Raw genomic sequence first — 21,487 nt, 5'->3', positions numbered from 1 at the left:
ATGGCCGAACCGAATATGGCGCGACGAAATATGACCGAGCAGCTGGGCCTCGACCAAATGCCGAAGCCGTTGCGGGCGGTGACACCGGCCAAGGTCGACTCGTTCGACAGCTGCCCGCGCAAGTTTCGCTTCACCTATATCGACCGTCCGCCGCCACCACGTGGAGCGCCATGGGCGCACACCGGGATCGGCAGCGCCGTACACAATGCGCTCAAGGCGCTGTGGGATCTGCCGGTCGCGGTCCGCGGTCCCGATGCGGCGCTCAAGGAGCTGCGGGGCCTGTGGCCGACCGTGGGTTTTCGCGACCAGACGCAGCGCCAACGCTCGCTTGAGGTCGTGAGCGGTTGGCTCTCGTCGTACGTCGAGACGATGGACCTCACCGACCAGCCGCGCGGGATCGAGCGGACGGTCGGCGCGCCGTACGGCGACCTGTCCATCAGCGGGCGAGTCGACCGGGTCGACGAGATCAGCGGCCCGGATGGCCCGGAACTCGTGGTGATCGACTACAAGACCGGCCGCGCCGTACCGACTGAGGACGACGCGCGGTCATCGATGCAGCTTGCGCTCTATGCGGTGGCCGCCCGGCGTACCTTCCGCACGCCGTGCCGCCGCGTCGAGCTCCACCACATCCCCAGTGGCGTAATCGCGGCGGCCGAATACACCGACGAGACCCTGCATCGGCAGCTGCGACGGGTCGCTTACACCGCAGACGATATAGACACCGCCAAGCAGCGGCTGGCCGCCGGCGTACCGGCCGACGAGGCGTATCCAGCGCGACCCGGGCCTGCCTGCGGTCACTGCGACTTCAGGGCCAGCTGCCCCGAAGGAAAGGCCGCCGCGCCGGCTCGAGACCCATGGTTCGCCGTACCCGAAGGAGACCCGCGGTGAGCGAACGGCCCTACTTAAACCGGCGGCTGAACGAGTTCACCTCGACGATCTTCGCCGAGATGTCCGCGCTCGCCGTACAGACCGGAGCCATCAACCTCGGCCAGGGGTTTCCAGACACGGACGGGCCGGCCGACATTCTGCAGGCGGCGAAAGATGCGATCGACGCCGGGATCAACCAGTATCCGCCCGGCCCCGGGATTCCGGAGCTGCGCACGGCTATCGCTTCTCATCAGCACCGTTTCTACGGGCTGACCTACGACCCGGACACCGAGGTGCTGGTCACCGCCGGTGCGACCGAGGCAATCGCCGCGAGCATGCTCGCGCTGCTCGAACCCGGAGACGAAGTGGTCGCGCTGGAGCCGTACTACGACTCGTACGCCGCCACCATCGCGATGGCCGGTGCGGTCCGGGTGCCGGTGACACTGCGCGCGCCGGACTTCACCCTTGACCTCGACGAACTAGCCGCCGCGATCACACCTAAGACCCGGCTGCTGCTCATTAACACCCCGCACAACCCGACCGGTGCCGTGCTGTCGTTGCCGCAACTGCAGCAGATCGCGCGGCTGGCGATCGAGCGTGACCTCATCGTGGTGACCGACGAGGTCTACGAGCACATGACCTTTGGCACGCCGCACATCCCGCTCGCGACGATTGACGGAATGCGCGAGCGGACGGTCACGATCTCATCGTGCGGCAAGACGTTTTCGGTGACCGGCTGGAAGATCGGGTGGGTCTGCGCAAGTCCGCCGCTGGTCGCGGCGGTGCGAGCGGCGAAGCAGTTTCTCACCTACGTCAGTGGCGCGCCGTTTCAGCCGGCGATTGCCACGGCACTGGCATTGCCGGATTCCTTCTATGAGGGACTTTCGATAGATCTCAAGAGCAAACGGGACCGGTTGTGCGTAGGGCTGGCTGCCGCTGGGTTCGATGTCTTCACTCCGGCGGGGACCTACTTCGTCACCACCGACGTTCGCGGCCTCGGCTACGACGACGGGATCGCGTTCTGCCGGGACCTGCCGAGCCGCTGCGGCGTGGTCGCCGTACCGTCGGTCGTCTTCTATGACGACAAAGACGAAGGACGCTCGTTGGTGCGGTTCGCCTTCTGCAAGAAGGATGCGGTGCTCGATGAGGCTATTGACCGGCTCATGACGCTGCGCCGCTGAGCGGACCGACCTGGCCCGTGGACGGTGGTACGCCGACGCGTGTGTCTGGCTCCTGGCACGGCTGGTTGATACCCGGCGCGACGTGCGTGCGCACCTGGGTGTGTGGCCGGCCGGACCGGACCGTCGCGAGTGCGACAAGCCCACCGCACGCGCAGAGCGCGGCGGCGATGAACATTGCCCGGGAAAAGCCCGTGCCGAGCGGTTCGCCGGCGGCGCCGCTGATCCCCGCGACGGCCGGTAGCACGGCCACGGCCAACAACGAGGCAATACGGGAGATGGCGTTGTTGACGCCGGATGCGGCGCCCACATGGTTTTCACTGACCGCGGCCAGCACCGTCGCGGTCAGTGGCGTCACGGTGATCGACATGCCCGCGCCAAACACAACGACCGCCGGCAACACATCTGCGACATAGCCGGCACCCGGGGTGATCCGCGCCATCAACACCAGCCCCGCAGCGGAAACTAGTGGTCCGATCGTCATCAGCAACCGCGGCCCCGTGCGATCGAGCAGCGCGCCGATCCGCGGCGCGGCGAGCATCATCACCAGCGTCATCGGGAGCGTGGCGGACCCCGCCGCCAGCGCCGAGTAACCAAGGGTCTGCTGCAGCTGCAGGGCAAGTAGAAACATGGCCGCGCCCATCGCGGCGTACACGGCGAAGGTGGTGAGGTTGGCACCGCTGAATTGCACCGAGCGGAAGATCCGCAAGGGGAGCAGCGGTTGCCGTTGCCGGCGTTCGATTATCGGAAACATCGCCAGGGACGCGACGCCGACGACTGCGGCACCGATGGTCAGCGCACCCCAGCCTTGGCGCGGTCCTTCGATCAACGCATAGGTCGCGCCGGCGAGGCCGATGGTCACCGCGGCCGCACCGCTGAGGTCGGGCCGATCGGTTGCCTCCTGGTCTCGGCTCTCGGTGACGTGTCGCAGGGTGACGACGACCGCGATGATCGCGACGGGCACATTGATGAAAAAGACCCAGCGCCAGGACCCGGCGTCGACGAGCCATCCGCCGATGAACGGTCCGAGCGCCGACGCGACGCCGGACATGCCCGCCCATAGTCCGATCGCCCGGCCACGGTCCTCGGACCTGATGCCGGCATGGATGAGAGCAAGGCTCCCCGGGACGAGGGCGGCCGCGCCGACGCCCTGGATGAGCCGGGCAAGAATCAGGGTGCCGCCACTGGGTGCAAGCCCGCAGGCCAGCGACGCGGCGGTAAATGCGACCAGACCGATCAGGAAGACCCGCTTGCGTCCGTACCGGTCGCCAGCGGCGCCGCCGAGCAGCAGTAGCGCCCCGAGAGTGAGCAGATAACCGTCCAGCACCCATTGCTGGATCGTCAGCCCGCCGCCGACCTCGCGGCCGATGGTGGGCAGTGCGACGTTAACTACCGTGCCATCGAGAAATGCAATGCCCGATCCGAGGACGGTGGCGGCGATCAGCCATCGGCCTCGCGCCGATGCCAGTGCAACGGCGGTCAGTGACGAAGGCGAGGACTGAGCGGACATGTCCTTAGTCGGTCACATCGTCCCAGAAGCCGATGAGCGTCGCCGCCGTCACGGCCGGGTTCTCCACGGCCGGAGAGTGCATCGCGCCGGGCACGACGACCTCACGCGCACCCAGCCGGACGGCCATGTCTGCCTGCAGATCCGGTGCCCACGCATTGTCCTGCAGGGAGTACATGACGAGGACCGGCACGCCAGTTGCCTTGAGCTCGGCGACCCGGTCGGGCTCGGTCAGCATCGACTCACCCATGCCGAGCAAGCTTGCCGCAGATCCGGTGACGAACCGGTCGCGGAAGAAGCTCTTGAGCGGTTCCTGCGGTGCCACAAACGAAGGGTCTTGCGCATTGAGCTGTTGGCCGAGGTCGTAGATCTCGGAGAGGGGTCGGTGCGGCAGCATCGGTGCGGCCAATTCGACGACCGTGCGACGTTGCCCGTCGAGCTTCGATGGTCCGGTCGCGTGCAGAGTCAGACTTGCAAACGCGCTCGGCTTGCCGATGACGGCCGCGCGCGTCGTTAAACCGCCGAAACTGTGGCCGAGTAGATGCACTGGGGTGCCGAGAGTGTCAGCGACCGCCGCGATGTCGGCGCCGAGCGACTCGACGCTGTAGAGCGCGGGGTCGTCGCCTCCGGCGGACTGGTATTGGCCACGTTGGTCTAGCCCGACCACCCGCAGCCCGGCTGCGGCCAGCGGGTCGTAAATGGGTGCGAAGTCTTCCTTGCTGCCGGTATATCCCGGGACGAGAAGCGCGGTAGCGCGCGCGGATCCTTCCGGCTCGGCGACAAGGGTCGCAAACGTCCCGCGGCCTGTGACGATATCCCGTCGTACGGCGGAATTGGGCGTGAGCTGGCGAAGGTCGGCTGATTCGGTCATCACTTCATCTTGCACCGCGAACGTGAACATCGTGGGTACTGGTTAGCAACTTCACGCGTGCACGGTCCGCCGGACATTGCCGGGCCTCCGAGGGCAAGGGACAATGGGCAGATGATGTGCATTGCGGTCGCCAATCAGAAGGGCGGCGTCGCCAAGACCACGACCGTGACGTCGTTGGGTACGGCGATGTCCGAACTCGGGTATCGAGTTCTGCTGGTCGACCTGGATCCCCAGGCATGTATGACGTTTTCTCTGGGTTTGGATCCCGACTCGCTTGAGCTTTCGGTGCACGATGTGCTTCTTGGGCAGGTATCGCCGAGCATGGTGTTGCAGAAGACGGAAGACGGTCCGGACCTGCTGCCCGCGACGATTGACCTCGCCGGGGCGGAGGCGATGTTGTTGACCCGCACGGGCCGCGAATACGCGCTGCGCAACGCCCTCGATGACCTGCAAGAGGCGGTCGCCGACGACGGCGAACCGTACGACGTGGTCCTACTCGACTGTCCACCTTCACTCGGCGTCCTGACCATCAACGGTCTCACTGCGGCGACCGAGGTGCTGATTCCGCTGCAGTGCGAGACGTTGTCGCATCGCGGCGTCGGCCAGTTGCTGGACACTATCGCCGACGTACGCAAGATGACCAACCGCAAGCTCAAGGTGCGCGGAATTCTGCCGACGATGTTCGATGCACGTACGACGCATGCGCGGGATGTCCTCGATGATGTCGCAATGCGCTACAAGCTGCCGGTGCTCGACCCACCGATCGCGCGGTCGATCCGATTTGCCGAAGCGCCGGCGGCCGGTAGGTCCATCATGCGCACGGCGCGGCGTGCCAAAGGCGCCGAGGCTTATCGGATTCATGCCCGCGAAATTATGGAAAGTTCAGGTATAGCTGCGAAGGGGGATGAGCGCGTTGGGAAATGATGCCGCCGGTTTCAGTCGGCTTCGGACCGCGGAGGAGCCGTCGCCGCGGTCGGGCGCCCGCTTGGCCTTGTTTTCTGAAGTCCACGCGCCGCCACCGCTCGGTGCGGTGACGCTGGCGTGCTCGCGGTGCCGGCAGCGTACTCGTGTCACGCTCGCGGTCGCCTTTCGTGCGGCACTGCCGAGCCTTCATTTGCCGTTGCGCGCCTACCCGAGCTGGATGCGTTGCCCGGCGTGCCGTCGTCGTTCGTGGATGCGGGCATCGATTCGAGCCTGAGTGCATACCCACGCGTCGTTCAGCGATAGATCGTCGTGTGTGTGCCGTCGCCGACCGCCACCAGGTCACCGACGACCTTAACGGCCGAACCGGGTCCGAGAGCCGGCGGTTCGGCGTACGTCGACTGGCTCTTCAGCGCACCGTTTTGCACCATATAAATGCGAAGCATGCCATCGGAGATGGTCGCAAGCTGACCGTTGCTCAGTGACGGATAGCTGCTGGTTGGAACCTGCCAGGCCGGCGTCGAGGTTGTCGGTGCGACTCGGGACACTGTGGTGCCTGTGCTGATCAGATCGAAGCCGCCGTCCGAGAGGACGCTCACCGAGGTGGTGTCGGTCATCGGGACGCCGGAAACCTGCGCGAGCTCACCCCGACCGCCACCGACGATGTATAGCGACGTGCCGTCCGAGACCAGCGCCGCGCCGTTGAGGAACGACGCGATGAGGGTCGGATCGGTGAGGCCGAGCACGGTATTGCCAACCTGACGAGCCTTGCCGTCGTTAGAGTCCTCTGCGCGGACGGCGTAGATCCATGGATTGCCTTTGCTGGCGCGGCACTTTTGAAGGACGTTGACGATCGGTCCGGCGCTTGCCGCGGCGAATACGCACTCGCTCGAGGATGTTGCGGGCGTAGAGCTCGTGCCGCTACTCGTGTCCGCGACACTATCGTTGGGCTCTAGCGTGAAACGTTCGAACCCGTCCAGTTGGTCATACGCGATGATCTTCTGCGCGCCGACCGAAATGATCGAGTTGGAGCCGAAGGCGATGCTGTTCGCGCCGTCGGATTCGATGGTGCGTTGCCACGCGCGTTTGCCGCTGCCGGCCTCGAGTGCGATCGCTTCGTCGCACTGGTTGCCCGAGCCATAGCCGAGGAACACCCGGGACTGGTTATAGCCACGGGCGCAGACCGGCAAATCGGTGCGCTCGTAGGACCAGATCCGCTCACCGGTGACCGCGTCGCGGCCCTCGGCCCCTCGGCTGGTCTCGATGACAATAGCGCCACCAATCAGGGTGGCTTTGCCGTCGTAGGTCGCGATCTGGTGCAGGGTTGCCGCCGGCGTACCGCGCGGAGTGCTCAGGGCAGTCGACCTGAAAGTATGCGTGGCGTGCGAGGCGCTACCACGGCTGATGACCGCGACCATGCCGGCCACTGCTAGGCCAAGAACGACGATCCACACCGCCAGCCGAAACGGCCACGGGCGCGGTGGACGGGCTGGCCGGGCCACGACTGCTGCTAGACCGTGGCCCCGGACGAGTTACTGCCGGACGAGCTCCCACCGGAGGCAGACCGGCGACGGGTACGACGCCGGCGACCAGTGCTGTCGGTCTTGGTGGTCTGACCGTCGCTGGTCTGCGCGGAGTTGCCGGCGCCGCCGTTACCGGCCGTGCCGGCTGTCGCGCCGTTGCCCGAGCTCTTGGCTCCGCGCGTACGACGGCGGGGCGCGCCGCTGCGGGGCTTCGACGGACGCTGCTCGTCTTTCGAATGGTCGTTCTTCGCATGTCCGTCGCGGGAGGACCCAGCGCGACCACGACCGTGTCCACGATCGTGGGACGTGCGCGGGGCGCGACCGCCGAGATCTTCGATCTTCTCCGAGTCCAGGCCCTCGCGGGTGCGCCGGCTTCGCGGCAACCGACCGGTCGCAGAAGTGGGGATGCCGAGCTCTTCGTAGAGGTGCGGCGAGGTGGAGTAGGTTTCGACCGGCTCAGGGATGTTGAGCCCCAGGGCCTTGTCGATCAGGGCCCAGCGTGGCATGTCGTCCCAGTCGACCAGGGTGACGGCGATGCCTTCCGCGCCGGCGCGGCCGGTGCGGCCGATGCGGTGGACGTAGGTCTTCTCATCTTCGGGTGCCTGATAGTTGACGACGTGCGATACGCCACTGATGTCAAGTCCACGGGCCGCAACATCGGTGGCCACGAGGACGTCGACCTTGCCCGATCGGAACGCCCTCAACGCTTGTTCGCGGGCGCCCTGTCCAAGGTCGCCGTGTACGGCGGCCGCGGCGAACCCGCGGTCGGCGAGGTTGTCCGCGACATTTTGCGCGGTCCGCTTGGTGCGCGTGAAGATCAGGGTCAGGCCCCGGTCGGGGACTTGCAGGACGCGCGACAACAACTCGGTCTTGTCCATCGCGTGCGCGCGGTAGACGTGCTGCTTGACGCTCGGCGCCGTCTGCAGGTCATCGTGGCTCTCGGCCCGGATGTGCGTCGGTTGCGTCATCATCGTGCGCGCGAGCGTCACGATCGGGCCGGGCATGGTCGCGGAGAAAAGCATCGTCTGACGCTTCTCCGGTAGAATCCGAAGGATTTTCTCGATGTCTGGCAGGAAGCCCAAGTCGAGCATCTCGTCGGCCTCGTCGAGGACGAGGATCGAGATCTTGCCCAAGACCAGCTTCTGCTGTTCGGCAAGGTCGATCAGCCGTCCGGGGGTGCCGACGACGATGTCGACGCCGTTGCGCAGCGCCTCGACCTGCGGCTCGTAGGCGCGCCCGCCGTAGATCGCCTGGACCCGAATGTTGCGCTCGGAGCCGGCAGTCGCGATATCACGGCTGACCTGCACACAAAGCTCGCGGGTCGGCACAATGACCAGAGCCTGCGGGGTACCGTCGGCGCCCTCGTCCTTGGACTTGAGCTGCTGGAGCATCGGTACGCCGAAACCGAGCGTCTTGCCGGTGCCGGTGCGAGCCTGGCCGATGAGGTCGTTGCCGTCCATGGCCAGTTTGAGCGTGAGCTCCTGGATCGCGAAGGTGCGGATGATGCCGACCTTCTCGAGCGCGCGGACCGTCTCTTCGCGGACGCCGAGCTCGGCGAACGTGGGATTTTGGTCGGTGACCGGGGCGCGCGCGGCCAACTCGTCGGCCTCGATCTCGGGTGCTCCGGAGTCGGAGTGGTCCAGTGCCACGGCCGGAGCATCAACGGCGGTCGGCGTATCAATCGTGTCGGTGTGCGGGGCTTCGCTTTGCGTGGTGTCGGTTTGGGTTGTGCTGTTTTGGGTGGTTTCGGATGGGGTAGTCAACGGTGTCCTTTTCAGTTTGGTGTCGTCCGTTTTGCACGGACACACCGGCACCGGTCGGTGCTTCGCTGAAAGGAATCGCCTTGTACTCGGCGTCGTCGCCCATGAGGGGCCGATCGAACGAGGTGCCGAGTCAAGGCGGTCAAGAGGTCCGCGCACATTTCCTTGATGCCACCATATCGCGGCATCGACCGCGAGCCCTTGAAAAACGACGGGCCCACGCATATTTCCTTCGTCGCTATCGTACCGTGGCAGTTGCTCTTATTGGTCCAGAAGGGACGTAGATGACACCCGAGGTACCGGTTGACGAAGACGGTGTGACCGCACATCGGGATGCGGTCATCGACCTTCTCGGCGTACTCATGTACGCCGAACTGCGCGCTTTTGACCGGCTTGCCGAGGACTCACGGTTTGCACCCACCCTGGACGGACGGGCCAAACTGGCGGCGATGGCCGCCGCCGAAGTCGGGCATTACGTCGCGCTCGAACGCCGGCTGCGCAGCATGGGTGTCGCGCCTGAAGATGCGATGAGCCCGTTCACCGATGCGATAGACGGGTTTCACAATTCGACCCGACCGAGCAACTGGTACGAAGGGCTCGTCAAGGCCTTCGTGGGCGACGGGTTTGCGGCCGACTTCTACGGCGAGATCGCGACCTTCGTCGACGCGAGCACCCGCGAACTGGTCCTCAGCGTGTTGGAAGACACCGGCCACGCCGATTTCGCCGTACGCGAAGTGCGAAGCGCGATCGATGCCGACCCGCAACTCGCCGGCCGGCTAGCGCTCTGGGCTCGCCGCCTGGTCGGGGAGGCGCTGACCCAGGCGCAGCAGGTGATCGCGGAACGGGACAACATCGCCGACATGGTGATCGACGGCGCCGGTGACCTTCAGTCGATCGGCGCGCTGCTGAAGCGAATCAGCAATGCGCACGGCGAACGGATGCGCGCCCTCGGCCTCTCCACCTAGCCGTTTTGGCTCGGCCGGGAGAGGGCGCTACTCGGCGGTGGCGAAGCCGACTCGGCGGTTGTCCGCTTCGGCGATCTCGACGTACGCGATGCGGTCCGACGGGATGAGGACCCGGCGTCCACGCCGGTCCGTCAGCGAGAGCACCTTGCCGTCGGACTTAAGGGCTTCGGCGACCTGCTTCTCGACGTCCTCGGTCGATTCAGCGGAATCGATGATGATCTCGCGAGGGGTGTGCAGCACTCCGACTTTGACGTCCACGAAGACAAACTCCTTAGGTAGATAAGCGGTTTCCAGGCTAGTCGAACTTTTGGCCGGTACGGCGCGCAAACGGGCCCGAACCGTGACGCTCTGAGCGAACGGTGCGGGCAGCTACTTGGGAAATGCCGATATTCCGCGCCACAGCAGAACTGACACTAGCTCGATGGCATCTTCGCGGGAGAGGCTCTCAGCTCCGTTGAGCCATCGGCGTGCGCTGGCCTCGGACGCGCCGGTCAGAGCGACTGACAGGAAATGCGAACGGGTCGAGTCAAGATGGGTATCCGAGGCGACGGCCTGAGCGATGGCCTCGATGCAACCGGTCTGGGCGCGTTCGACACGGGCACTGACCTGGGGGTCGTTGCGCAGGTCGGACTCGAACACCAATCGGTACGCCTCGCCCTCTGAGCCGACGAAGTCGAAGTACGACGAGACCGCGGCGTACACCCGTTGTTTGTTGTTGGTGGTGATCGACATCGCGTCCTCGATGCGGGCGATCAGGTCGGCGACATGTGTATCGAGTAGTGCGAGGTAGAGGTCGAGCTTGCTCGAGAAGTGCTGATAGAGGACCGGCTTGCTGACTCCGGCGGCGTCGGCGATGTCGTCCATGGCCGCTTGGTGGTAGCCGGCCACGACGAACACCTGCTGGGCCGCGCCGAGTAGCTGCGCGCGCCGGGCCGACCGGGGGAGCCGGCCGCCCGAATGCGGTGCTGGAACGGCGACCTGCGCATCGCCGTTATCGTCTCCCGGCACCACAACACCCCTGCTTTCGATCTTCTCGACTCAACGTGATGGTTACACGCAACGTGATGAATTTACGCGTAGACCGTATCGGTTGTGAGGCTCACCGTCGCGCGTTGGGACGTATCCTGGTCGGATGTCCGTTTCTGTACCAATCGCCCGCGCGTCGTCGTACGACGGCGAGATTGTCGACCCCATGAGCCGTCGCGCGCCGTGGCCTGGCGCCTATCGCGATATCACCGCACCGACCGCCAAAGGCCCGCGCACCATTCGGCTGAACTTCCGCGAGACCCCCGGCCCTGATGACCTTGGCCGAGCGTTTTTTGTGCACGGGCTCGGGGGTTCGTCGACCAACTTCACGGAGGTCGCGACCGCGATGAGCGGTTTCATGCGCGGCACATCGATCGATCTGCCCGGTTACGGCGTGTCCGATCCGGCGCCCGGCGGGGACTACTCGATCGACACCCAGGCGGCGTACGTGATCGCCTCGATCGAGGCCACCGGTGACGGACCGGTGCATTTGGTGGGCAACTCGATGGGCGGACTCATCAGCGTGTACGTCGCCGCCCGCCGCCCCGACCTTGTGCGCACCCTCACACTCGTGTCTCCGGCGATGCCGACCTACCGCTACGAAAGCGGTGCCGACCCGCGCATGCTGCTGTTGGCCATCCCTGGTCTCGGCTCCATACTGCAGCGCCAGCTGGCGCTGGGCGACCCGCATGACCGTGCCTGGATGTCGACGCAGCTGTGTTTCGAGGACCCTGACCGCGCGCCCGGTTTCCGCGTGGACCAGATAGCCAGCGAGGTCGCGCTGCGGCAGCGTTATCCCTGGTCGATGCACGCTTTCACGGAGAGCCTGCGGGCGATCGCCGCGACCGTCGTACGTCGGGCCGGACGTACTCCGTGGAGGTTGGCCGCACAGATCACCGCGCCCACCCTTGTGGTGTGGGGCGACCGCGACAAACTGGTGCCGGCTCGCCTCGCGGAGCGGTGCGCACGCACGGTGCAAGACGGCCGCTTGCTGATGCTTTCCGGGGTGGGACACACGGCTCAACTTGAGATGCCCGAAGAGGCTGCGCGTGCAATGCTGGAGATGATGATCGCCCGTTGAGCGCGCTTCGGAGGCAGCCGTCCACCATGCACCACGGTTCACACCCGCCCAGCGATGACGTGTCGGACGATCTCCAGTCAAACGACCGGCGCAAAGGTGGTCCGCACGCGGATAGCCCACCCGCACGACCCTCTCGAATCGCCAGGTTCGTGCGCGCCTACGGATGGCGGGCGTACGCCGTACCCGTGCTCGCGATACTGACGCTTGCCGCGTTGCTCACCGTCGTGCGGCGCGAGTGGTCATCCGGCGCTACTCACCTCGGCTCGGCGACGAAGACGGCCGCGCAGACGTCGAGCGGGTCAGCGGGCGCCTCGACCGCAGAGGGTGAACAGATAGATCCGTCGGCGCCCAGCCCGACAGGCACATTCACCCCGGCCGGCAACGGCGCGCTGAACATCCTTCCCGGAAGCTCCGCGGTGCTTGGTACGGGCGGCCCGGTAAAAACGTTTGTCATCGAGTATGAGGGTGGTACCAACCTCGACCCGGCCGAGTTCGCGTCGTACGTCGAAGACACCTTTGCCGATCCGCGCAGCTGGGGAGCGGGCGGCCAGATGAGGTTCCAGCGGGTCGACGGCAGTGCGCCGTTCGACTTCCGGGTCGCGTTGATCAGCCCGAATCACGTCGAGTCGCTGTGTCCTGGTTATGGGACGGAGGGCTACACCTCTTGCCGATTCGGTGACCGTGCGGTGATCAATCTTGCGCGATGGTCGGTCGGCGTACCGTTCTATGACGGTCACCTCGACGAATACCGCCAGTACGTAATCAACCACGAGGTCGGGCACTATCTCGGGCACGGTCACGAAGGGTGTCCCGGGCCCGGCGCGCTCGCGCCGGTAATGCTGCAGCAGACGCTCAAGATGGATGGTTGCGTCGTCAACCCCTGGCCGTACCCGCATGGGCCAACCGATAACCCGGCCAACCCCAACTAGCCGCGGCCGGTAGCCGCCCTGTCGATGGGATCATGGATTTTGGGATCATGACCGGGGATCGAGGAGGGCACATGTCGATAGGCCCGATTGTTGACGTCGGAGCGGAACTGACTGCCGAGCAGTCGCTGCGCTACAGCCGGCATCTCAGCCTGAGCGAGATCGGACCGGATGGCCAACGTCGGATCGCCAACGCGCGTGTGCTGTGCATCGGCGCGGGTGGTCTCGGTGCGCCGGCACTGCTCTACTTCGCTGCGGCCGGGGTGGGCACGATCGGGATCGTTGAGTACGACGACGTCGACGCGACAAACCTGCAGCGCCAGGTGATCCACGGCGTCGCCGACGTTGGGCGGTCCAAAGCCCAGTCGGCCCGCGACAGCATCCTGGAGATCAACCCGGACGCGCGGGTGCGCCTGCACGAGGTGCGAATGGACCACACCAATGCACAGCAGATCTTCGCCGACTACGACCTTGTGCTCGATGGCACCGACAACTTTGCCACCCGCTATCTGGTCAACGACGCGTGCGTCCTTGCCGGGAAACCTTATGTGTGGGGGTCAATCCTCGGTTTCCGCGGGCAGCTCAGCGTCTTCTGGGACGCGGCTCCAGGCGGTGGCCGCAACTATCGTGACCTGTTTCCCACGCCACCCCCGCCGGGTAGCGTCCCGTCGTGTTCGGAGGCCGGCGTACTCGGGGCGATCTGCGGCACGATGGGCTCGTTGATGGCCGTCGAGGCTCTCAAGCTGATCACCGGCGTGGGTGATGTGCTGCTCGGCCGAGTGCTCACTTTCGACGCTATGACCATGGCGTTCCGGACTCTTGAGTTCGGGAAAAACTCAGCGGCAGAGGCGATCACATCATTGCGCGACTACGACGAGTACTGCGGCGTACCGGCGACCGCCCAGAATGATGCGATCACGCCTACTCAGCTGCACGAGCTGTTGCACGACGAGACCGGATTGCTGCTGCTCGACGTACGCGAGCCGTTCGAGGCGCAGATCGTGCAGATACCCGGCTCGACCCTGATTCCGCATACGGCGCTGTTGGACGGCACGCGGACCGTCCCGGCCGCTAAGGACGATCCGATTGTCGTCTACTGCAAGAGTGGTGGCCGGTCCGCGAAAGTCGCCGATTACCTGCGGGAGCACGGATTCACCCACGTGGACGACCTTGCCGGCGGCGTGCTGGCGTGGGTGGACGACATCGAGCCCGCCGGCCAGAAATACTGACCGCGTGGAAGAGATCGACGAGTACGCCGACGCCGTACTGGCGGCACTCGACCTCGTACCGCCGGGCCGGATCACCTCATACGGACGGGTCGCGCAGTACGTCGGCAGGAGCCTCGGCCGCGGCGGTCCGCGTCAGGTCGCCAAAGTGATGCGCGACTACGGCGCGTCGGTCGCCTGGTATCGGTGCGTCAAGTCTGACCGGTCGTTGGCCGTCGAAGTTGCCTGGCGGCAAGCCGAGATGCTGTCCTCCGAAGGTGTACCGCTGCGCAACGGCCGAGTGCCGAAGGAGTACTGGTTCGACCTCCCGTCCTAAGCACCGGCGTTTGTCAGACCAACCAAGCAGAATAGGGCGCATCACAACAGGAGGGACGTCCGTGAGCGGATCATTGCGCAGCCGTCGACCACCCGTGCGACTAGTCGCGCCGGTCGATCAGTCGAGCCAGCCGCGAAGCTACGACGATGCGCAGCGTGAGGTCATCGAACACGCACATGGCGTGTTGCGGGTGGTCGGAGGTCCTGGCACCGGCAAGACCACCGTGGTGGCCGAGGCCGCGGCGCGCCGGCTCAACGATGGCGCGCCCGCCGACTCCGTGCTGGCGCTCACGTTCGGCAGGCGCGCCGCCGGGCAGCTGCGCGATGAGATCTCCGGGCGGTCGCAAGTCGCGCTTCAGTCGCCGCCGGTGCGCAGTTTCGAGTCGTTCGCCTGGGGTGTGCTGGACCGTGCCGCGCGCAACGAGCCCGACTGGGGACGACCGCGGCTGATCACCGGTCCCGAACAGGACCTGATCATCCGTGAGCTGCTAGCCGGAGCTCTGGAGGGGGAAGGTGCGACAACCTGGCCGCCTTATCTGAGAGCCGCGATGACCACGCGCGGGTTCGCTCGTGAGCTGCGTGATGTGCTCATGCGTTGCACCGAACGCGAGATCAGCGCGGACCAGTTACGTGCCTGGGCTCAGGAGTTCGGCCGGTCCGACTGGGCCGCGATTGCGGCGTTCATTCCCGAATACAGCGCGGTGACCGGACTTCGGCTCGCCGACGCCTACGACCCCGCCGAGCTCGTGCGAGCGGTGCTCGACCTGTTCGACAAGTCCCCCGAAGCGCTGGCCGACGAACGCGCCCGGTTGCGGCACATATACGTCGACGAGGCGCAGGAGCTCGATCCGGCAAAGGCCGACCTGCTCGATCGGGTCGGTGCGCACGCCAAGTCCGTCGTCCTGGTTGGGGACCCGGACCAGTCCGTGTTTGGATTCCGAGGCGCAGACCCCTATCTACTCGTGCAGCCACCTCACGACCTGCTCAGCAACACAGTCGTACTGCCGCACAGCTACCGTGCCGACGAGACGCTGATCGCGCCCGTGCGTCGATGGTCGGAGCGGCTGAGCGGTGTGGGCTCGCACCGGCGGTTCGTCGGGATTGCCGAGGCCGTAGGCGATCTGGACCAGACCGAGGCGCCGCCGATCGAGATTGTCATTGCACAGTCTGATGCCCGCGAGGCCGCCGCGATCGCTCAGCGACTCCAACGGTTGCACCTGGAAGATGGCGTGCGCTGGCAGGATATGGCCGTCATCGTTCGGTCGACCGCGGCGTCGTTACCGGCACTCCGCCGCGCATTCTCTGCGGCCGAAGTTCCGCTAACCGTCACCGGCGATGAGGTGCCGGTGGTGGACAACCCAGCCGTGCAAGGGATTCTCGGTATCGTTCGGCTCGCGCTCGACGACGATGCCGTCGACGTGCAAACCATCGAAGGCGTGCTCTGCTCGCCGTACTTCGGTGAGGACGCGTTGTCGGTACGCCGGATGCGTAAGACGTTGCGCCGTGCGGAGCTGCAGCGTGGCGGTGGGCGGTCGTCGTCGGGCATCCTGTGTGGCGCGATCCGGGATCCTCAGTCACCGGTGCTGGAGGATGCTGCGCAGATCGATTCGCTCGCGCAGCTTGGTGCGCTAGTGACCAAGATTCGTCAGGCCGCGGACGACGGCGCCACTCCCGAAGAGCTGCTCTACCTCGCCTGGCAGGACCGTGATGTGGAGCGTCGGTGGCGGGACGCGGCACTGGCCGGTGGCACCACAGGGGCCGAGGCCGATGCCCGTCTCGACGCGATCATCGTGATGTTTGACGTCGCTGCGGCGTACACCGAACGCATGCGGGCGGTGGGATTCCTCCAGTTCGTCGACTATCTCTGCGCGCAAGACCTTCCGGCGGACCGGCTGAGCAAGACGGCCGCACGCGGCGGGGCGGTGCGGGTCGTGACCGCTAACAACGCCAAGGGCTTGCAGTGGGATGTCGTCGTGGTGGCAAATGTGCAGGCCGAACGCTGGCCAAATCTCGTGCCACGTGGCTCATTGCTTGGATCCGAGTTGCTGGTCGACCTTGCGGCCGGCCGCGCCGCGGGCAGTGTCGATCGGGTGGCGCAGATGCTCGCCGAAGAACGTCGCCTGTTCTACGTCGCGATCAGCCGCGCGCGCCGCCGGCTGATTATTAGCGCGCACGAGACCATCGACGCCCGACCATCCCGGTTCGTCACCGACTTTGCCGAGATCGCCCACGTAGAACCGCAAAAGGCGACTCACCAGTTAACGCGCGGACTGTCTATGCCAGACCTCGTCGCCGATCTGCGGCTGTGTCTGCTCGATCCGTCGAGCACCGCGGAGCAGCGCAATACGGCCGCGCAGTGCCTGGCCCGACTTGCCGCCGACGGTGTCACCAGCGCGCATCCGGACTCTTGGTACGGACTCAAGAAGCTCACCGATATCCGGCCGGTGGTCGACGAGGGCCAACTGGTGCCGGTCTCGCCGTCCAAGGTCGAGTCGTTCGTCAAGTGCGAGCTGAGATGGTTTCTCGAAGGCGTCGCCGGTGGCACGTCGTCCAGCCGCAGCGAGGTCGGCACACTCGTGCATGAGGCGTTTGCGGCCATAGAGGACCTCGATGGGCGGTCTGCTTCGCAGATTGCCGCTGCTATGGGGGAGATTGTCGAGCACGGCTGGGACGGCATTTCCTTCGACTCGAAGTGGGAGTCGCGTAAGGAGCGCGCCGCCGTTGGCGAGATGCTCGACAAGCTCGCCGCTTGGCTCGTGCAACGCGAGGGCACCACGTGGGTGGCCAACGAGATCATGTTCGAACATGCCGTGGGAGCGGCGAAGGTTCGCGGGGCGGCGGACCGCATCGAGCGCACCGAAGACGGCGACTACGTGGTCATCGATCTCAAGACCGGCACGACAAAACCGACCGCCAAGGAGATCGACGCCAACCCGCAGCTGGGGATCTATCAGTTTGCGATCGAGTCCGGAGGGCTGGCCGAGGTCACCGGTGACGCGCCGCGGTCCGCGGGCGCCATGCTGGTCTTTCCCAGGCCCAAGAAGACGGGAGTCGCCGAGCTGAAGCAGAAGCCACTTGACTCTGCAGCGGACCCGGGCTGGGTGCGAGACCTGATTGATACCTCCGCCGCAGGCATGGGCGGTGCGTCGTTCGTGGCCCGGATCGATGCCACCTGCCGCACTTGCAGCGCCAAACGGTGCTGTCCGCTGTTTGACGAGGGCTCGGAGGTGGAGTCGTGACCGCGACTGCTCAGGGCACGGCCGCGGGCAGCCGGTCCGCGACCTACTCCGCTGTGACGTTGGCGCAGATTCTTGGTCAGCACTCGCCGACCGACGAGCAGATCGAGGTGATCGAGGCGCCGATGCGGCCGGGCGCAATCGTCGCCGGCGCTGGGTCCGGCAAGACCGAGACGATGGCCGCGCGGGTGGTCTGGCTGGTAGCTAACGGGTTCGTCGAGCCAGGAAAGGTCCTCGGCCTGACGTTCACCCGCAAGGCCGCAAGCGAGCTGTCGTCCCGAATCCGCGACCGACTGCGCACGCTGGCGATGTCCACCGCGGGACGTATCGAGCCCGACGAGGCGTGGCTGCAGACCGAGCCCACGGTGCTGACGTACGACGCGTACGCGCGCCGGTTGGTGACCGAACACGGCCTCCGTCTTGGGGTCGAACCCAGCACCGGACTTGCTGATGCCGGCACCCTGTGGTTGCTGGCCTACCAGGTCGTCAGCGCATCGGACGCAGGGCTGGAGGCGCTCGACGTCACGTTGCGCACGGTCGTGGGATGGATGCAACAGCTAGGTGATGAGCTGCTCAGCCACGTCCGCTCGCTCGAGGACCTCGACGACTACTGCGAACAAAACGCTACCCACCTCGAGTCACTGCCAAAGAAGCTCGGCAAGAGTACGGGCAAACTTACCGACGAAACGCTCAAAGTCGCCCGGGCCCTTCGAAGCCGGCAACTGCTCATCCCGCTGTTGAAGGAGTTCGCCAGGGCCAAGGCAGAGCGCGAGGTGATGAGCTTCGGCGACGTGATGAAGGTGGGCTGTGAGCTGGTCGAGAAGTTTCCCGATATAGGCGACGTCGAACGCGGCAGGTACGACGCGGTGTTGCTCGACGAGTACCAGGACACCTCCCACGCGCAGGCCCGCTTCTTGTCGCGGCTGTACGCCGGCCACCCGATCACGGCCGTCGGAGATCCGTGTCAGGCCATCTACGCGTTTCGCGGAGCCAGCGACGACACCCTCGCGTCGTTCGGGCACGTCTTCGGCGTCGGCGAGGCCGTCACGACCCATCAGCTGTCGATGAGCTTCCGCAACCAGGAGTCCATCCTCGGCCTGGCCAATGGGGTCTCGGCGCCGCTTCGGGAGCGTGGCGCCGAGGTCGCGCAGTTGACGGCGCCTTCCGGGACCGCCGACGGCGCCGTCAGCGTGGCGTTCTACGACGACGTTTACGCCGAGGCTGACGCGGTCGCCGCACGTGCCGAGCAGCTGCGGACCGCAGATGAAGCGGCCGGCACAAGTTCGTCGGTGGCGGTGCTGTGCCGCGCGCGTTCACAGTTCACTCCGATGATCAAAGCGCTACAGGCTAGGGAAGTACCGTACGAGGTCGTCGGCCTATCCGGTCTGATCTCGGTGCCCGAGGTCGCTGACATTGTCGCGGTTCTCCGCGTCCTCGATCAGCCGGACGCATCCGCGGACCTGTTGCGGATCCTCACCGGACCGCGCGTCCGGCTCGGTTCTCGCGATCTGGACCGGCTGGCCAAACTTGCCGGCAGGCTATCCGGCCGCCGTGCGGACTCGGCGCGAGAGGGTGCCACAGACACGCCCGTCGAGTCCGACGACGTCGATGAGCGGAGCATCGTGGAGGCGCTCGACTCGATCGGCGACGCCCCGACCGACTGGTTCTCAACCGACGGCCACCAGCGGCTGACGCGACTGGCCGGCGAACTGCGCATGCTGCGCGGTTCGCTCGCGCTGCCGCTTGGCGACCTGGTGACGCTGGTGGAGCGCACTATCAACCTCGACGTCGAGGTTGCCGTGCGGGATCGACGCCGCGGTGCGCAACCAGGTGCACAGCTCGACGCCTTCGTCTCTGTTGCGACGGGTTTCTCGTCCGACGCCGGCACCAACTCGCTGAGTGCGTTCGTGCGCTACTTGCATGCCGCAGAGGAGGAGGACCGTGGCCTGGCGCTCGCCGGCGTGGAGACCCGGAGCGACGCGGTGCAGATCCTCACCGTGCACGCGGCCAAGGGCCTCGAATGGGACGTCGTGTTCGTCCCTGGCTTGGTCACCAAGAAGTTCCCGGCGAGTCCGGACCCTGTCGAGGGCTGGCTCACCGCACCGAAGATGTTGCCGTACGCGTTGCGTGGTGACGTCCGCGCGCAGCCTGGAATCGATATCACCGGCTGCGTCGATGAGGTGGAGTTCAAGGAAGAGCGGGCCCGATACAAGGACGCGGTCGCCGATAAGAGTGCGCTGGAAGAGCGCCGGCTGTTCTACGTCGCAGCCACCAGGGCTCGGTCCCAGCTGCATCTGAGTGGCGGCACTTGGGACGAGGCGCTCAAGCCGCGGGCGCCGTCAGAGTTTCTGATCGAGTCCAAGGAATTGGGCCCGTCGATCGGCGCTACAACACCGGTCTGGGCTGACGAACCCGCACCCGATGCCCGCAACCCCTTGCACGCAGACGATCACGCCGAGCAGTGGCCGCCGCAACGGCCCCTAGGCCATTTCGACCGGTTGGAAGCCGCCGCGGCCCACGTGCGCGCCCTAACGGACTGCGTTCATCCCGGCCCGAGTCAGGGAGGTGCGGATGAAGGAGCCCCGCCGGACGAGCGCGCAGATCAGATGCTCCGGGATACTGAGCTGCTGCTCACCGATCGGCGCGCTCGACGTACCGCGACCGACATCGAAATCCCTATGCCGCAGCGGTTGTCGGCCTCACAGATGGTTGCGCTGCACACCGACGCCACGCAGTTCGCGCTGGACATCCGCAGGCCGCTGCCGCGCGGCCCACAGCGGTCTGCGAGCCGCGGCACGGCATTCCACGCTTGGCTGGAACAACGGTTCGGTTCGCGGGCACTACTCGACCTCGACGACCTGCCCGGGTCGGGCGACGAAGACGTGATGCTCGACGAGTCGTACGACGACCTGATCGCCGCGTTCGAGCGAAGCGAATGGGCAGACCGGCAGCCGCACGAAGTCGAGGTACCTTTCGATATCAGCATCGGCGGCACTCCGGTCCGGGGACGACTCGATGCCGTGTTCGCCTGCCCGCCCGGCGGTCGCTACGACTACGACGTCATCGACTGGAAAACCGGTCGTCGGCCTGTTGGCGAGCAGCTAGCGCACGCCGAAGTGCAGCTGGCGGTCTATCGGATCGCGTGGGCGCGGGTGGCTGGCGTACCGGTCGAACGGGTTAGCGCCGGATTCCACTATGTCGCCGACGGCACGACCCATCGGCCTCAGTCGCTGCTACGCGAGGATGAACTTGCCGACCTGCTGAGTGCCGATCCAGCTAGCTAGCGGGTCGGTCGAACGATCGGGTCTCGAGGGCGACCAGTCAGAAGCGCTCAGCGATGGCGTCGGCCAGATCCTGGGGCGCAAGCTCCGGGATCCAGTGACTGATGCCGTTGAGCGTGATCAGCTTGTAGTCCGCGTCGACGTACTTCGCGCATAGCTGCGGTCCAACGGGGCCGACCGCGGTGTCGTTGTCGCTCCAGACGAGGGTCGTCGGGACAATGACCGATGGTGTCGCGACGTTGGCCGAGCTCATGGCGCGGTAGTAGTTGAGTGCCGCGGTGAGCGCACCCGGCTGCTGGAGGCGCTCGATGTAATGGCCGGCGCGTTCGGGCCCGATGTCGGCGAGGACGTCGCGCAACCACTTCGCGTCGTCCTCAAGTAGCACCTGCTCGGCCTTACCTTCCTGCCAAAACAGCTTGAAGTACTCTGAGCGCTTCTTTTGATCGGAGTCGATCTTGTAGGCCTCACCAAAGGCCGACGGATGCGGGATCGACACGGCAGTGAGCGCACTGAACCGTTCCGGGTACGACGCCGCGGCGACCCAGGCGATGTTGGAACCCCAGTCGTGGCCCACCAGATGCACCTTGTCGAGGCCCATCGCGTCCATGATCGCTACGACGTCGGCGGCGAGAGTCGCCTGGGTGTAGTGCTCGACTCCAATGGGACGGGCGCCCGCGCTGTAGCCGCGTTGGTCGGGCACGATGACGCGTGCACCGCGCGCGGCGAGAATCCTGGCGACCTCGCGGTAGCTTTGCGCGCCCTGCGGGAACCCATGCAATGCGAAACGGTCGGAGTTTCGTGATC

At 66.0% G+C, this 21,487-nt stretch carries 17 protein-coding genes; 10 read left to right on the top strand and 7 right to left on the bottom strand.

Translation table 11 applies throughout. The annotated features are described in order from the left end of the window. A complete protein-coding gene (locus CLV47_RS18370; protein WP_202862687.1) occupies nt 1-888 on the top strand; it encodes a RecB family exonuclease in 888 nt (295 codons plus the stop codon). Beyond that, nucleotides 885-2,048, top strand: a complete 1,164-nt coding sequence (locus CLV47_RS18365) for a pyridoxal phosphate-dependent aminotransferase (RefSeq protein ID WP_238145510.1) — start codon at nt 885-887, stop codon at nt 2,046-2,048. Before CLV47_RS18370 ends, CLV47_RS18365 begins: the two co-directional genes overlap by 4 nt. On the opposite strand, the gene CLV47_RS18360 is transcribed toward CLV47_RS18365, so the two are convergent. Beyond that, on the bottom strand, nt 2,029-3,555 hold the full coding sequence (locus tag CLV47_RS18360; protein ID WP_106350574.1) for an MFS transporter: 1,527 nt from the start codon (nt 3,553-3,555) through the stop codon (nt 2,029-2,031). The two genes, CLV47_RS18365 and CLV47_RS18360, sit on opposite strands and share 20 nt — an antisense overlap. 4 nt (nt 3,556-3,559) lie before the next feature. Then, nucleotides 3,560-4,423: an alpha/beta fold hydrolase gene (locus CLV47_RS18355; RefSeq protein ID WP_170111154.1), complete on the bottom strand. Its 864-nt coding sequence runs from the start codon at nt 4,421-4,423 to the stop codon at nt 3,560-3,562. A 111-nt stretch (nt 4,424-4,534) separates the two neighbouring features. Between CLV47_RS18355 and CLV47_RS18350 the strand changes: the two genes are divergently transcribed. Then, complete coding sequence (locus CLV47_RS18350) at nt 4,535-5,347, top strand: ParA family protein (protein ID WP_106350572.1); 813 nt, start codon at nt 4,535-4,537, stop codon at nt 5,345-5,347. 293 nt (nt 5,348-5,640) lie between these two features. Here the strand turns inward: CLV47_RS18350 and CLV47_RS18345 are convergent, their stop codons facing one another. Beyond that, nucleotides 5,641-6,846 (bottom strand): outer membrane protein assembly factor BamB family protein, encoded by a 1,206-nt coding sequence (locus CLV47_RS18345; protein ID WP_146135437.1) that lies wholly within the window; start codon nt 6,844-6,846, stop codon nt 5,641-5,643. A gap of 8 nt (nt 6,847-6,854) precedes the next feature. Beyond that, complete coding sequence (locus CLV47_RS18340) at nt 6,855-8,630, bottom strand: DEAD/DEAH box helicase (protein ID WP_238145509.1); 1,776 nt, start codon at nt 8,628-8,630, stop codon at nt 6,855-6,857. Between the two features lie 281 nt (nt 8,631-8,911). Between CLV47_RS18340 and CLV47_RS18335 the strand changes: the two genes are divergently transcribed. Continuing rightward, on the top strand, nt 8,912-9,592 hold the full coding sequence (locus CLV47_RS18335) for a ferritin-like fold-containing protein (protein ID WP_106350569.1): 681 nt from the start codon (nt 8,912-8,914) through the stop codon (nt 9,590-9,592). Between the two features lie 27 nt (nt 9,593-9,619). Here the strand turns inward: CLV47_RS18335 and CLV47_RS18330 are convergent, their stop codons facing one another. Further along, nucleotides 9,620-9,850, bottom strand: a complete 231-nt coding sequence (locus CLV47_RS18330; protein ID WP_106350625.1) for a DUF3107 domain-containing protein — start codon at nt 9,848-9,850, stop codon at nt 9,620-9,622. A 111-nt stretch (nt 9,851-9,961) separates the two neighbouring features. Further along, nucleotides 9,962-10,600: a TetR/AcrR family transcriptional regulator gene (locus tag CLV47_RS18325; RefSeq protein ID WP_106350624.1), complete on the bottom strand. Its 639-nt coding sequence runs from the start codon at nt 10,598-10,600 to the stop codon at nt 9,962-9,964. A 124-nt stretch (nt 10,601-10,724) separates the two neighbouring features. Here CLV47_RS18325 and CLV47_RS18320 point away from each other — a divergent pair, with 124 nt between their 5' ends. The 6 genes from CLV47_RS18320 to CLV47_RS18295 all read left to right on the top strand — a co-directional run bounded on the left by CLV47_RS18320 (nt 10,725) and on the right by CLV47_RS18295 (nt 20,686). Beyond that, nucleotides 10,725-11,699: an alpha/beta fold hydrolase gene (locus CLV47_RS18320; protein WP_106350568.1), complete on the top strand. Its 975-nt coding sequence runs from the start codon at nt 10,725-10,727 to the stop codon at nt 11,697-11,699. 149 nt (nt 11,700-11,848) lie between these two features. Then, nucleotides 11,849-12,628 carry a DUF3152 domain-containing protein gene (locus tag CLV47_RS18315; RefSeq protein ID WP_238145508.1) on the top strand — a complete coding sequence of 260 codons (780 nt, stop codon included), beginning with the start codon at nt 11,849-11,851 and terminating at the stop codon, nt 12,626-12,628. A 71-nt stretch (nt 12,629-12,699) separates the two neighbouring features. Then, complete coding sequence (locus tag CLV47_RS18310; RefSeq protein WP_106350566.1) at nt 12,700-13,854, top strand: ThiF family adenylyltransferase; 1,155 nt, start codon at nt 12,700-12,702, stop codon at nt 13,852-13,854. Between the two features lie 4 nt (nt 13,855-13,858). Further along, entirely contained in the window at nt 13,859-14,167 is a 309-nt protein-coding gene (locus CLV47_RS18305; protein ID WP_170111153.1) for an MGMT family protein, read from the top strand. 61 nt (nt 14,168-14,228) lie between these two features. Beyond that, nucleotides 14,229-17,405 carry an ATP-dependent helicase gene (locus CLV47_RS18300; RefSeq protein ID WP_146135436.1) on the top strand — a complete coding sequence of 1,059 codons (3,177 nt, stop codon included), beginning with the start codon at nt 14,229-14,231 and terminating at the stop codon, nt 17,403-17,405. Next, complete coding sequence (locus CLV47_RS18295; RefSeq protein ID WP_106350563.1) at nt 17,402-20,686, top strand: ATP-dependent DNA helicase; 3,285 nt, start codon at nt 17,402-17,404, stop codon at nt 20,684-20,686. The genes CLV47_RS18300 and CLV47_RS18295 overlap by 4 nt, the downstream gene beginning before the upstream one ends. A gap of 37 nt (nt 20,687-20,723) precedes the next feature. Here CLV47_RS18295 and CLV47_RS18290 read toward each other — a convergent pair whose 3' ends face one another. After that, nucleotides 20,724-21,461 (bottom strand): alpha/beta fold hydrolase, encoded by a 738-nt coding sequence (locus CLV47_RS18290; RefSeq protein WP_202862686.1) that lies wholly within the window; start codon nt 21,459-21,461, stop codon nt 20,724-20,726. Between the last annotated feature and the right edge of the window lie 26 nt (nt 21,462-21,487).

The organism is Antricoccus suffuscus (assembly GCF_003003235.1).
GTDB lineage: Bacteria > Actinomycetota > Actinomycetes > Mycobacteriales > Antricoccaceae > Antricoccus > Antricoccus suffuscus.
The sequence above is the reverse complement of the archived record's forward strand: the minus strand, read 5'-3'. Positions and strand labels throughout refer to the sequence as shown.